The organism is Lysinibacillus sp. NPDC094177 (genome assembly GCF_050279145.1).
In the GTDB taxonomy this organism is placed as follows: domain Bacteria; phylum Bacillota; class Bacilli; order Bacillales_A; family Planococcaceae; genus Lysinibacillus.
The window spans coordinates 135,969-148,349 of record NZ_JBNNTW010000006.1; the positions used below are offsets into that span (position 1 = coordinate 135,969).

The window sequence follows — 12,381 nt, forward strand, 5'->3', positions numbered from 1 at the left end:
TTCGCTTTCGCACAGAGCAAAGCTTCCTAGTAGCGTCCGATGAGGCATCGAACACTACCCGCTTCGCTCCGGGGTCTTATCTGTGATACGTTTCAACAAAATGCCATCCCCAACTTTCGGTGATGAACCTTTTACATAAGTATTGTTTATAAAGAAAAATCAGACCCGGCCAATATTTCCTCTGAACTTTTTACATGCAGATTATTTGATGAATGATTTTTTATATAGGTCCTTACTATTTCATAACCAATGCAATACCCTATCCATTGAGGAAGCTTTCCACCATATAGAAACTCACCATGATTGTTTAATCCTTGAATATTGATTTGAGACAAAATATGCCCCTTCCATATTTCTAGCATCTTATCAAATGAATAGTATCTCAACCATGGTGCTAACCATTTATCACCGTAAATCTTCTCCACTGCACATTCTGCTAACCCCTCTAAAATTAGAGAATCTAACAGAGTCACTTCGTCTAGAGATTTATTTAAATATTGCAGACGACAAACATGATTATACTCATGTGTAAATAATGCTTTAAGCTCCTGCTTTTCAAGCTCTCCAATATATAAAAACATAGCATTTGGATAGGCAACACCGTTTTTATTGGTTAATGTTTGCTCCTGCGTTATCGGGAAGATATAGATTGGTATATTTGGACCGCTCCATTTCTCCTTTAAATATATAAATTCCTTCTGTACTTCTTCCCAAACGTTTTGTTTCTTTAACTTGTAAATGTCTATTTTTTCATGGGATTGAAAAAGTCCCTGTTGCTGTAGTTCAAATTGTATTTCATCTGGAGATCCGCCAATAAAAATCTCTCCTAAACGAGCGCAAAGAATAGAGCGTTGTAAGTCTTCAAGATTTTCACTGTTTTTAAGTTTTTGACTAGCTATTAATTCATTGAGCCACTCATCTGTTGGTATTACTGACATACATTCCCTCCTTACTATAGCTTATGCTAAAGTAGTCAATCGGCTAGTGATAATGATTGCAACCGCATATATTAGCTTGTAAGGAAGTCGAAAGGAGGGATAGTTTGTGAATCCAGCTGATACTTATAATCTTTGTTGTAGATATCATGGTAAACGTGTAAGAATTGAAGAAGTAAATGGCAGAGTACATTATGGAGAAATAACTAGGGTGGATAGAAGACAGGTGTGGATTCAACCTGATAGACGATTTGGCGGTTATGGTTTAGGATATTGGGGTTGGGGAGGAGCAGGAGCAGGTTTTGGCGTTGGCATTGCATTTGGAGTGGTTGCCGGAATTGCACTAGCACCACTATTATTCTGGTAATATCGAAAGGACTAATTATACTTTCCGCTGCTCGATGACAGATTTACTGTCATTGAAAAAATAAGCCATTTCATTGCTGAGATGGCCTATTTTTCCTTTATTGTACTTTCTCTTGTTGCTGTTTACTTTTAATCAACTCGGATATTGTGACAAATGTATAACCTTGTTCTTTAAGTTCTGGTAAGATTTCTTCCAGCGCCTTAATAGTCTGCATACGATCGCCGCCTCCATCGTGGAACAAAATAACATCTCCAGGCTTTGACCCCTTCATCACTTTTTGGACAATTCTGTTAACCCCTGGCTGTTTCCAGTCCTGAGTATCCTGATGCCAAGACCACATAACCACTTTGTATCCATCCTTAACAGCGGCATTGATCATTTGATCATTATAGTTACCACCTACAGGACGGAACAGAACTGGCGAAAATCCAGTAATACCATAAATTATTTCCTTTGTCTTACGCAGTTGTGCATGTAATTCTGCTATAGAAGCTTTAAACGGATGTGAATACGTATGATTGGCCAGCTCATGCCCTTCAGAATAAGATCGTAAAACAAGGTCTGGATATTTTTCTGCATTTTTTCCAATAATAAAAAATGTCGCCTTTGCATCATACTTTGCCAATACATCTAAAATAGCTGCCGTATATTTAGGATGAGGTCCATCGTCAAAGGTTAGAGCAATTATTTTGTCTTTTGTGTTAATGTCCCACACAACTTCTCCTGTCTCCTCATAATAAGGTCGACCTTTATCCGCATGGGTTGTCAGCTCTGTAAAAAATACCGATATGATAAAAAAACAAAGGGATAAAACCAATACATATTTACGTGTCATAAGCATCACCTCCCAAGTTCAAATTCACATAACTCCGTCAACTTACTATTTACGAATTGCAATGAATTATACTTATGAAGGTTTGGCTGTTTTCTCCTTTTAAAATGCATAAAAATTTTATAATTTCCCTGTTATATTTTGAACAAAATGTGAAAACACTCACATAGTACTTTATTTTTTCACTGATTGATGTAAAATAAAAGGCATGACTGATATATAACAGGAAGAGGAATAATTCGTTTTTTCGCCAGTTGTTATAGTACAAAAAACCAACAAAGGGGATTTTTCATTATGTGGATTATTACAGTTTTTGAACAAAATACTTATCGTATGTTCGAGTATACAACTAAAAATGAGGCAACAGTTGCATTAAAAAATTTCAAGCAACCAGCTATGCTTTCTTATACAAAATAATTAAAAAGAAGAATCAACTCATATAAAACGAGTTGATTCTTTTACTTTTTACGTATAAATCAATTTTCAGCAACATATCTTAACTTTTCAGGGTTTACCATATAATAAATTGCTTCGATTTGTCCATGTTCAACTTCGAAGCCAATTACTGCCTGAATTTTATTTTCGAATATTAATGCTAAGCCAGTTATACCATTAATATTCATCATTTCTAATTGATAATTTTCTTCATTATTTTCAAACTTACGGAAAAGAGCAGATAATAAACGGGAAACTTTTTCACGACCGTAAATAGGATGTAATGCAGCTGTAGCCTTTCCTCCACCATCTGCATAATAGACAACATCTTCTTTTAAAATATGAACAAGCTCATTGACCTTTCCTTGTTGAAAAGCTGACATGAAAACAGTCACTGTATTTTGTATTTCCAACTTGTCTGTAACTATACTATTTTTTCTAACTAACTCAGGTAATTTCTTTTTTATTCTGCTTAAAATTTTCCTACAATTTATCTCACTTTTATCAACGATTGCAGCAATTGTTGGATACTCATATTCAAAAACTTCTCTCAGAATAAAAATAGCCCGCTCAATTGGATTTAGTTCCTCAAACAAAATCATAATTGCCAGTGAAATACTCGTATCATTTAAAATAGTAAACAAAGGATCCTCCTCATGTAATGCTAGAGGTTCAGGCAGCCATGTTCCCGTATATAATTCTCTTTTTTTCCTTGAAGACTTCAACAAATCCAAGCAACGATTCGTCACCATTTTGCATAAAAGAGCTTTTATATTGTCCATATGGTTTACTCCGGTTTTCCCTATCTGTGCAAATACATCCTGTACGATATCCTCGGCATCTGATGCACTACCTGTCATGCGATAGGCAATTGAAAAAAGCAGTGTTTTATACTCTTTATACAACTGACTTATTAACTCATTATCCATTGCTCACCTCTTAAGCTGTTTATTTTTGAAGACTTGCTAATTCCCAAGTGTAGTTTCTTATTCTTGCACCTATTTTTCCAGTTATCGTAAAATCAAGCCCCCATTTTTGTGTCCACATAAACCCGTTATTTGGTCCTAAACTAATACAAAAGAATTTTACGGGATATGATTCGTGTAATATGTTCACTGGTGTTTGGCTTATTGATGCCTTCAATATTTTACTTAGCCTTGTCGCTTGTGGAATAGCTTCCTTACATGTCATACCATCTGGATGATTATTTTTATAATCTACTACTAATGCGCAATCACCAATGGAATAAATATGCTCCTCATCTTTAACCTGATAGGAATGATTAACAATAATTCGATGTTCTTCTGAGATAGGTAAACCTAATCTAGAAATGATTGGATTTGCTTCTACTCCAGGATTAAAGATACAAGTTCCCACAGAATATTTTTGGCCATCATTAGTAAATATCTGACCTTCTGTACAGTGAGAAACCCTTGTTTTATTTTTGACGACTACCCCAATATTTTTAAGATGGCTGACGAGTTTTTCACTTACTTTCACAGGTGCTTCTGGTAAAAGTCGATCCTTTGCATCAAAAAGTAAAACTTCCACTAAACTTGGATTAACACCTGCTTCTGCCAACTTTTCTTTAGACCACACGGCAATTTCAGCAGCTGTTTCAATACCTGCGATTCCTCCGCCTACAACAGCTACCTTAAATAAACTTTGGTTTTGTTGTGATTTTTCCAAGGCTTTAAATGATTCCATCAGTGACAATAGTTGTTCTTTTATTTCTATGGCGCTCCGCTTATCTTTTAAAGTGATTCCTCCAAAACCTTTAGATATCTCTCTAATTACACTTCCAAATGCCAGCACCAAGTAATCATAATGTAAATTTATAGTTTTCTCGTTTTCCATATTAATAGTAATTTGTTGATTTTGCTTCTGAAGAGCTAATGCTTCCCCTTGAATAAATTCGATTCCGCTCTGACAGTATTCGCTAAAAGGTATTTTCAAATTTATATCCCTTATCGCAGCCCGAACAAGTAATACTTTTTTAAAATGATAACTATTTTTATCAATTAAAATAACTCTTACTGATTTCCCGATTTGACCTTGGAACTCCTTTTTCAATCCCTCTAATAAATTTATTCCTGCATAACCCCCACCAACAATAACAATATTTTTCATCATAACTCCTCCTTTTTCCCTTATAACGAATTCACATAATCAGTTGTGACATCATTTATAAAGATTTTAAAAGGCACGATCGAGAAAAATACATTGCTCCGTTCGTTTTTGGTGACAAATAATTTTTAGTAAAAATTTCGAACACCTTTTTATCTATCGCCATATGTATATAGAGAAAAGGAGTGATTTCGGATGGTGATAATTGAGCCTATTATGATTAAAGGCCATTTTTTCACTGCAGTAGTTGTTCAATTGCCAAAAACAACTCTGCTGACAATTTCAAATGATACGGGCTACATTATGTGTGGGGCTTTAGATGTTGGTCTATTAAATGATCGCTTAGCAGACCGGAAGATTATCGCTGGTCGAGCAGTTGGTGTAAAAACAATTGATGAGCTATTGACAGCTCCATTAGAATCCGTGACATATGAAGCGCATCAACTTGGTATTACTGAGGGAATGTCTGGTGTAGAGGCGTTATTAAAAATGGTATAACAAATTTTTTACAAAGCGTCAGTGCAATTTAATTTGACTAGGCGCTTTTTTGCTTCTGTCTTATGTAAAGGTGTATAAGCTTTTTACCCTATCCCTATACTTTAGACAAAAGGAATGTTCGTTTTGTCTAAAGATAAACATCAGAAAATATACGGAATTTTGTTGTTAATAGTACTTACCGTTTTCGTGTGATCTGTAATAAAACCAGTATCCTATTTGGACTGGGTCGCAGAGGTAAGTCCTGCTGTCGTTGCAATTATTATTGTAGTCGCGATTTATAACAAGTTTCGCTTTACAACGTTTTCTTATTTTATCATTGCCCTTTTGTCTATTCTAACATTTATCGGTGGGCACTATACTTATGCTGAGGTTCCATTTTTCAACTGGATTAAAGAGGAGTTTTGCTTATAACGGAATGACTACGATCGTTTTGGGCATTTCCTAAAAGGTTTGATGGCCATTGTCATAAGAGAAATAAATACGAAAAACACCACTAGTAAAAGGCGCCTGGCTAACGGGCATAACGATAAGCATTATGCTTGCTATTCCTGCTCTCTACGAAATCATTGAATGGCTCAGTACAAGAATTTCAAAGGGTAGTGAAGGAGCCGAAGACTTTTTAGATATGCAGGGAGATCGCTGGGATGCACAATGGGACATGTTTTCGTCCTCAATTGGAAAATTTTAACTTTATCACTATTTACAAAATTCCATGATAAATTATTGAAAAGACAGGCAAAGTAAATGATGATAAACAAATTTTCTCTGTAGCAAGCATAGCATAACTATATGAACCATTTGAAAGGTGGTATTCTATGTACTATGCAAACGTTAGTCAGCAATTGCCCCATACATCTCGCATGATTGAGGTCACCGGAAATGGAAAAGTAATGGCTACTCCAAACTATGTTCAAATTCAAATAGAAGTCCAAACAAGAGAGAAAAATGTACAAGAGGCGCAGCAAGAAAATGCAATAATTATGAATCGTGTCATCCAATCTCTTTTAGCTCTCCATATCCCGAGAGAAAATATTCAAACAGCTTTTTATACTATTTCACCAGTTTATGATTATGAGGATGGCAAACAGATTTTTAAAGGCTACGAAGTAACAAATGCTATTACCGTTAAAGTAACGGATACGAGCCAGATTGGTGAAATTATTGATACAGCAGTAGAAAATGAAGCAAATCGGATTTCCTCTATCCAATTCAACATCGACAATGTAGATGCCTATTATCAACAAGCTCTCAGTTTAGCCCTTCAACATGCTCAAATGAAGGCTAAAACAATTGCAGAGACGATGCATTTGCCTTTACAACCACAACCTATTGAAATTGTTGAAGAACTAGAAAAAGCCCCAGTTCTGTATAGATCAATGGCGATGGTTGATTCCAAAATTCCGACACCTATTGAACAAGGTCAAATAGCCATTAATGCGACTGTTCGAGTGAAATTTCAATATTAAATTGTATAATTCCAAAGCGAAAACTCCTCTCATGGTTTGTCTCGACAACAATTACGATACGAGAGTTTTCGCTTTTCTTCTGCAGATAAATGTAAGATTATTGAATTTATAGAAAAAATAATACGTCATCACCGAAAGTTGCGGATGATATTTTTTAAAATATACGCCCTGTATATTAGTTGATTGGAGTGGAGACTGGGCGACTCCTTGGGGATTAGCGTCACAGATGAGACCCTGGAGCGAGCAACGCGAGTGAAGCGGCTCATCGGACGCCCCCAGGAAAGCGCCCAGTCGGAACGGAAATCAACCACACGTTATGGTGATGAGCCAAAATAACAATAAATTTCGATAAAGAACCTAAACAACATTTTTCGAGAGGGTTTAAAACAATAGCACTCTCATTCCACAGTTAATCTAATTGCAACGTAGCGTTGCGGACTTGATACTATTGGTTTCGTTTGCAACAGCAGTAAATTTGGTATGGTGATGATATCAAATATGAAAGGAATGAAAAAAATGCAAATTAGCAAATCGATTTTAGATTATCGTAAAAGTAATAATTTAAGCCAAGAACAATTGGCAAATAAAATCGGTGTTACTAGACAGGCCATTTCAAAATGGGAACAGGAAAAGGGTGCTCCAGATATTGAAAATTTAATTTTATTAAGCGATGAAATGAATATTAGTTTAGATAATTTGATTAAAGGTAACAGCAATATAAAAAAGCAAATCGTGAATAATGAAAAAGCAGTAAAGTTTCATTTTCTCGTCATCTTATTTTTAGTTGCTATTGTAATTTATATAGCGTATTTTGCATTTGTACACGATATTTTTATGATTGGATTTTTAATTGCAACGCTCTTTATGCTAGGTATTGAGCTTTATGTTTATATGAGAAAACATTCGAATTAGTTACATCAAAATCCCAAGGAAAAGAGGCCTATCTGCTTTTCCTTGGGTTTCAACACACATACCAATACATATGGACATCAAGAACATTCCGCATACATGACTATATATTATTTAGGATTAAATAAATTTTTTTCTAGACACACTACTTCGTCAGACGTTTTAAAAATAATATCAAATGGCTGACTATACGAATGCATAAACAATTCATATTGAATCCGACGTTCTTCATGGGACTGCTTTAAATAGTTGATATCAGTTCCCCTTTCAAATACATCACGACCCGACCTTCTCATTAATTCCGTCTCACTATCTGTATAAAAATAAATTTTTAAATCAAATAATTCGGGATTAATAAATGCTACACTCATTCCCTCTATAATCGTTACTTTAGTCTTTGAAGAAATTAACGTACTTTTCATATAATGCGTATCTATTGTCAATAAATCTAGATCTTCTCGAACCATCTGAATATCTCTTTCTAAAGAAGGCAAATGATGGGCTGCTGGATGACAAGCCGTCATTTTGAAACAATGTTTTTCATTTTGATATGTATAGTCGATAATTGTTTGCTTACGTATATCTGAACTAACAATATACGGATCTGTATTCATATAATTCACTTCATTTTGATTTAGACAATTAACAAGTTTATTGGCAAACGTTGTTTTCCCTGCTGCTCCATGCCCTGAGATACCAATAATAATCCTTCTATCATTTAATTTTATCCAATTCAGTATTTCTTGAAGTATCTTCTCCATCTTCCTTCTCCTTTTACCAACAATCACAAAATAGATGGTATGAAATTCGATTCATACCACCTCATTAATTCGCAATTTTTATAAGCTCCTGCTGCCGCCCTAACAAACGCAGAAAACGTAGCTACAGAAGCGATCTTCTTCCTATATTGGGAGGCGATTTTAAGCAAAACAAACTTTTATCATTTCCATACACGTTCTAGTATTATTTCATTATGCTTAGTGCTTAATTGAAAAATATCTGGGTTACTTAAATTTCTCCAAACTTTAAAATCGACATCATTATTATAATGCTTCAATAGTAAAGTAATTATATTTCCATGACTAACAATAATAGAATGCTCGGCATCACTTTGGAAAGTTTCCTCAACTACGTGAACGATCCGTTTCATTGCTTCGCTACTTGACTCTCCACCGTCAAACTTTAACTCCATATTGGTAAAAGTTGCTTGAAGTTTTTCATACCAATCGGGTAAATCTCTCGTGCTTAAAATGCGTTCTGAAAGCCGTTCATCGATTTCAATATTTATATTTTTCCTATTACTCAGCGGCTCTATAGTTTGAGTTGCACGTGAAAAGGGACTGGCAATGATTCGATCAATTTTTATGTCAGCGAAAAAATCAGCTAAATCTTCTGCCTGTTGAAAGCCATCTTCTGTAAAAAAAGCAGCCGACGATTGTCCTTGAGCTTCGCAATGTCTAATTACATAAATATACTTCACCATATAAACCTCCTAGAGAAAATATGGAGAACCGACATCATTGTTATTAACCACAATATCTGCATTTTCTTGAGGGTTATGCTCCTTTAAATAAAGACTTGATGCTGCGTGATATCTGTTCAAAAACATTTCCTCTGCTTTTTCATAGCTTCCGAATGCAATCGTCTCCCGTTTTGCTCCCCTTTTTCGGGCTAGCTCAAAATCTGTCTGTACGAAAATTTTATAATCGAATAAATGTATTAGTTCTTTTTTAAATAAAAATGTTCCATCCACAATAAAAATGGTATCGTCTGTTGCAAGCAGTTGTTCTGGATTTACATATGCATCCTTTTCTAGATCTAACGAAACTGTCTGATACTGCCAATTTCCATTTTCCCCCAAAGGAATTAGCAGTTTTTCTTTAAATGCTTGATAATCGTGTGCATCTTCATAATAACCAATTGCTGAATCCTTTCCTTGTCTATAGCGAATCGCTCTTGGATTATGAAAATTGTCAATGCTTGTTCGTACTACTTCTTTTTTTCTTCGACGAAGCTCTTCAGCAAGTTCATTGGAAAGAGTCGTTTTCCCTGAAGCTGTTATTCCACTAATCGCTACTCTAATTGGATGGTGAAGTTGTAAATATAATATATTATCCGCTACTTTTGAAACTAGTTCTCGTCTTAACATTATTCATTAACCTCACAGGTTGTAAGTTTTTATTTTACAGTTATTATACCTTCTTTACTAATTAGTTCCAATTTATTTGACGCATCGCCAATCTTACCTTTCTTTAATGTATCCGTTTGTTCTTCTTTCTGATAGCCTTCTAAACTAACGCTTATATCAGATGATTCACTATTCGCTTTAAGCTCTAATGATTTTGGTGCCTCTTTGTATGAGATCGTAATATCCCCTGAAGCCGTTTCTACAAATAGTGCTTTTCCTTCGATGATTTCTTTCATTAAGACTTCACCGCTAGTCGAAGTAATTTTCGTTTTCGGACTGTTGACTCTAGTCATATAGCTATCACCGTTTGTAGCGGCTATTGTTAATTCGTTTAAAGTACTGTCTGCAATGTTCAATTCACCATCTTTTGAAGTGATTGTCCCTGTATCAGCCGATAACCCCTTAATGGTTTTAGCGCCAGAAACCGTTGAAACCGATAGTTCTTTTGTTTCAATGTTGTTCATTTTGATATCACCATAACTGTTATTTAATGCAATTTTGTTCACAGCATTTTTAGGAACAGAAATGTGAATAGTACCTTTTTTTCCAAAGCTAAAATTTTTCATAACTCCTTCTTTAGCGTCTTGTTGAAGTACCTTTAATTTATTTCCGTCTTTCTTAATTTCAACAGGATTGTTTTCTTGCTTTTCTTGTTGTTTACCTTCAATTTCTATTGTTAGTTTTTTAGATTCTGTATTTTCTAATGCTATATCCCAAGACTCAATGTCTAATTCTAGTTCTTCAATTTCCTTAACATCAAAGGACTGCTCTTCAGTGATGCTCTTTTCTCCTTTGATTTTAAGGGTGAAGAGTATTCCTCCTATTGCAATAACGAATATCAAAGCTATGATTACCTTTTTCACTTTACATCCTCATTTCACATTTTTAGGTTAAATCTACTTTATCGACTTTATAATAGGACAGATAGCCGATAATAAGCCCTAATAGACACATTATTGTTGGGACAATGATAAATTGAGATAAACTTGCAGATGTATCCCCATTTGAAACCGTTGCATTAATCAAAAATCCGATTAGAACAGCAGATGTAATTGTAGCAGCAGTTGATTTTTTTCGCATACCAAAGTACAAAGGAATTAGGCTTACACCAGCCATCATAAATGCATTGATAACAGTAGACGGTATAGTAGCTACCATCTCCTGTATCTCAGCAGGAGTTTCAAACAAGTTCATCATTGGATTTAAAAAATAAACAGCGATATTAATCATTAGGGTCGCAATCATAATGCTGAAGAAACAAAATCCGAAAACTAGAGACAGTTTAGCAAGAATAATTTTTTTCCTTTTTAATGGATACGTAAATAATAATTGAACCGTCTTATTTTTGTATTCATCTATGACTAAACGAGATAAAATCACACTCGCAAAAATGATAAACACAATGCGAATTAAAATATTTGTTAAAGACATAAAATCTGTATAATCTAGAAACATCTTTTCATCCCCAGAACCAACAGCCATAAGTGCAACTGCCGCAAAAATTCCAATAATACAAATGATTAAGCCTTTAAAATAGCTAGACATACTATTCTTTTTCCATTCAAATCTTAATAGTTTAAGCAATTTGATTCCCTCCATTAATAAGGTTTAAGAAATAATCTTCTAAATGCTGTTGCTGTTTTTCAATACCATTGACAGCAATGTTATTTAATATAAGTTCTTTATTAATTTGAGATTGAGAAATGCCATGTTCAAAAATTCGAATACAATGCTGATTGACAATTTCATATTTTCGAATTCCTAACTTGTTCTCTAGCACATGAATCGCTTTTTTTGCATCATCTATTTCAATCTCCAGATACTCCATGTTCTCTTTTCGAATATCCTCCATCCTTACCTCTTTCAATAATTGACCATGATGAAGGATGCCGATTGTATCTGCTATTGATTCAATTTCTGACACGATATGACTTGATATTAAAATAGTGATTCCATGCTTTTCTTTTAAAAGCATTAAAAGCTCCCGAATATCTTTAATACCGATTGGATCAAGACCATTAATCGGCTCATCAAGAATTAGAATCTCTGGTTTCGTAACAATTGCCCGTGCGATACCTAATCTTTGCTTCATCCCTAGCGAAAATTCATGTATTTTTTTATTTTCCACTCCATCCAGACCTACAATATCTAGTGCCTCTTTTACAGCTCCTTTTTCATAAACACCAACATACTCGCAGTGAAGCTCTAAATTTTCCTTTGCTGTCAGCCTATCGTAAAATTCAGGGTACTCGATAATACTGCCTATTTTGCTCAAGTATTGATAGGAAGTAGTAGAAATGGATTGATTACATATTTTAATTTCACCTGAAGTTGGTTTTACTAAATTTAAAATCATTTTCATAATCGTCGTTTTTCCAGCTCCATTCGGACCTAGAAACCCATAAATCTCTCCCTTCTTAACGTTCATATTGACGTTTGAGACGGTTTCGACTCCTTTAAAGCTCTTACTTAATTGATGTAGTTGAATAACAGTTTCCATGTTGTTTGCTCCTTACCATTTTGAATTCGTTACATTAAGCTTAATAAGTGAAAGTAAAAACAAAGTAAACTCGATGGAAAATGACAGTAACTTTTTCAAGATAGTAAAGATATAAGGATCAGAA

General features: G+C 34.6%; 15 protein-coding genes and 1 pseudogene. 6 read left to right on the forward strand and 10 right to left on the reverse strand.

Translation table 11 applies throughout. From position 1 onward, the window contains the following. Positions 1–146 precede the first annotated feature (146 nt). On the reverse strand, positions 147–938 hold the full coding sequence (locus ACQKNC_RS12305; RefSeq protein WP_427425132.1) for a DUF2268 domain-containing protein: 792 nt from the start codon (positions 936–938) through the stop codon (positions 147–149). Positions 939–1,044: 106 nt separating this feature from the next. On the opposite strand from ACQKNC_RS12305, the gene ACQKNC_RS12310 reads away from it, so the two are divergent. Beyond that, positions 1,045–1,302: a hypothetical protein gene (locus ACQKNC_RS12310; protein WP_427425133.1), complete on the forward strand. Its 258-nt coding sequence runs from the start codon at positions 1,045–1,047 to the stop codon at positions 1,300–1,302. 97 nt (positions 1,303–1,399) lie between these two features. Here the strand turns inward: ACQKNC_RS12310 and ACQKNC_RS12315 are convergent, their stop codons facing one another. Continuing rightward, on the reverse strand, positions 1,400–2,137 hold the full coding sequence (locus tag ACQKNC_RS12315; RefSeq protein WP_427425134.1) for a polysaccharide deacetylase family protein: 738 nt from the start codon (positions 2,135–2,137) through the stop codon (positions 1,400–1,402). A 291-nt stretch (positions 2,138–2,428) separates the two neighbouring features. On the opposite strand from ACQKNC_RS12315, the gene ACQKNC_RS12320 reads away from it, so the two are divergent. Then, positions 2,429–2,551, forward strand: a complete 123-nt coding sequence (locus ACQKNC_RS12320; RefSeq protein ID WP_427425135.1) for a hypothetical protein — start codon at positions 2,429–2,431, stop codon at positions 2,549–2,551. A gap of 59 nt (positions 2,552–2,610) precedes the next feature. On the opposite strand, the gene ACQKNC_RS12325 is transcribed toward ACQKNC_RS12320, so the two are convergent. Then, a complete protein-coding gene (locus tag ACQKNC_RS12325; protein WP_427425136.1) occupies positions 2,611–3,498 on the reverse strand; it encodes an RNA polymerase sigma-70 factor in 888 nt (295 codons plus the stop codon). Between the two features lie 19 nt (positions 3,499–3,517). Beyond that, positions 3,518–4,699, reverse strand: coding sequence for an NAD(P)/FAD-dependent oxidoreductase (locus tag ACQKNC_RS12330; protein WP_427425137.1), 1,182 nt, complete (start codon positions 4,697–4,699; stop codon positions 3,518–3,520). A gap of 192 nt (positions 4,700–4,891) precedes the next feature. Here ACQKNC_RS12330 and ACQKNC_RS12335 point away from each other — a divergent pair, with 192 nt between their 5' ends. The 4 genes and pseudogenes from ACQKNC_RS12335 to ACQKNC_RS12350 all read left to right on the forward strand — a co-directional run bounded on the left by ACQKNC_RS12335 (position 4,892) and on the right by ACQKNC_RS12350 (position 7,572). Beyond that, positions 4,892–5,194: a YunC family protein gene (locus ACQKNC_RS12335; RefSeq protein WP_049663111.1), complete on the forward strand. Its 303-nt coding sequence runs from the start codon at positions 4,892–4,894 to the stop codon at positions 5,192–5,194. A gap of 114 nt (positions 5,195–5,308) precedes the next feature. Further along, positions 5,309–5,938 (forward strand): annotated as a pseudogene (locus tag ACQKNC_RS12340) (DUF2238 domain-containing protein). A 71-nt stretch (positions 5,939–6,009) separates the two neighbouring features. Further along, a complete protein-coding gene (locus ACQKNC_RS12345) occupies positions 6,010–6,660 on the forward strand; it encodes an SIMPL domain-containing protein (protein WP_427425138.1) in 651 nt (216 codons plus the stop codon). 498 nt (positions 6,661–7,158) lie between these two features. Continuing rightward, positions 7,159–7,572: a helix-turn-helix domain-containing protein gene (locus ACQKNC_RS12350; RefSeq protein ID WP_427425139.1), complete on the forward strand. Its 414-nt coding sequence runs from the start codon at positions 7,159–7,161 to the stop codon at positions 7,570–7,572. A 107-nt stretch (positions 7,573–7,679) separates the two neighbouring features. Here ACQKNC_RS12350 and ACQKNC_RS12355 read toward each other — a convergent pair whose 3' ends face one another. The 6 genes from ACQKNC_RS12355 to ACQKNC_RS12380 form a co-directional block, all read right to left on the reverse strand. Next, a complete protein-coding gene (locus ACQKNC_RS12355) occupies positions 7,680–8,330 on the reverse strand; it encodes a uridine kinase family protein (RefSeq protein WP_427425140.1) in 651 nt (216 codons plus the stop codon). Positions 8,331–8,509: 179 nt separating this feature from the next. Then, positions 8,510–9,052, reverse strand: a complete 543-nt coding sequence (locus ACQKNC_RS12360; RefSeq protein ID WP_427425141.1) for a histidine phosphatase family protein — start codon at positions 9,050–9,052, stop codon at positions 8,510–8,512. Between the two features lie 9 nt (positions 9,053–9,061). Next, a complete protein-coding gene (locus ACQKNC_RS12365) occupies positions 9,062–9,718 on the reverse strand; it encodes a hypothetical protein (protein WP_427425142.1) in 657 nt (218 codons plus the stop codon). Positions 9,719–9,747: 29 nt separating this feature from the next. Then, positions 9,748–10,620: a DUF4097 family beta strand repeat-containing protein gene (locus ACQKNC_RS12370; protein ID WP_427425143.1), complete on the reverse strand. Its 873-nt coding sequence runs from the start codon at positions 10,618–10,620 to the stop codon at positions 9,748–9,750. 22 nt (positions 10,621–10,642) lie between these two features. Beyond that, positions 10,643–11,341, reverse strand: coding sequence for an ABC transporter permease (locus ACQKNC_RS12375; RefSeq protein ID WP_427425144.1), 699 nt, complete (start codon positions 11,339–11,341; stop codon positions 10,643–10,645). Then, positions 11,334–12,257, reverse strand: a complete 924-nt coding sequence (locus ACQKNC_RS12380; RefSeq protein WP_427425145.1) for an ABC transporter ATP-binding protein — start codon at positions 12,255–12,257, stop codon at positions 11,334–11,336. Before ACQKNC_RS12380 ends, ACQKNC_RS12375 begins: the two co-directional genes overlap by 8 nt. Positions 12,258–12,381: the final 124 nt, after the last annotated feature.

Bases quoted from the DNA above. Each gene is read 5' to 3' on its own strand.
- ACQKNC_RS12305 (WP_427425132.1), bottom strand. From the start codon at position 938: ATGTCAGTAATACCAACAGATGAGTGGCTCAATGAATTAATAGCTAGT.
- ACQKNC_RS12315 (WP_427425134.1), bottom strand. From the start codon at position 2,137: ATGACACGTAAATATGTATTGGTTTTATCCCTTTGTTTTTTTATCATA.
- ACQKNC_RS12320 (WP_427425135.1), top strand. From the start codon at position 2,429: ATGTGGATTATTACAGTTTTTGAACAAAATACTTATCGTATGTTCGAG.
- ACQKNC_RS12325 (WP_427425136.1), bottom strand. From the start codon at position 3,498: ATGGATAATGAGTTAATAAGTCAGTTGTATAAAGAGTATAAAACACTG.
- ACQKNC_RS12330 (WP_427425137.1), bottom strand. From the start codon at position 4,699: ATGAAAAATATTGTTATTGTTGGTGGGGGTTATGCAGGAATAAATTTA.
- ACQKNC_RS12335 (WP_049663111.1), top strand. From the start codon at position 4,892: ATGGTGATAATTGAGCCTATTATGATTAAAGGCCATTTTTTCACTGCA.
- ACQKNC_RS12345 (WP_427425138.1), top strand. From the start codon at position 6,010: ATGTACTATGCAAACGTTAGTCAGCAATTGCCCCATACATCTCGCATG.
- ACQKNC_RS12350 (WP_427425139.1), top strand. From the start codon at position 7,159: ATGAAAGGAATGAAAAAAATGCAAATTAGCAAATCGATTTTAGATTAT.
- ACQKNC_RS12355 (WP_427425140.1), bottom strand. From the start codon at position 8,330: ATGGAGAAGATACTTCAAGAAATACTGAATTGGATAAAATTAAATGAT.
- ACQKNC_RS12360 (WP_427425141.1), bottom strand. From the start codon at position 9,052: ATGGTGAAGTATATTTATGTAATTAGACATTGCGAAGCTCAAGGACAA.
- ACQKNC_RS12365 (WP_427425142.1), bottom strand. From the start codon at position 9,718: ATGTTAAGACGAGAACTAGTTTCAAAAGTAGCGGATAATATATTATAT.
- ACQKNC_RS12380 (WP_427425145.1), bottom strand. From the start codon at position 12,257: ATGGAAACTGTTATTCAACTACATCAATTAAGTAAGAGCTTTAAAGGA.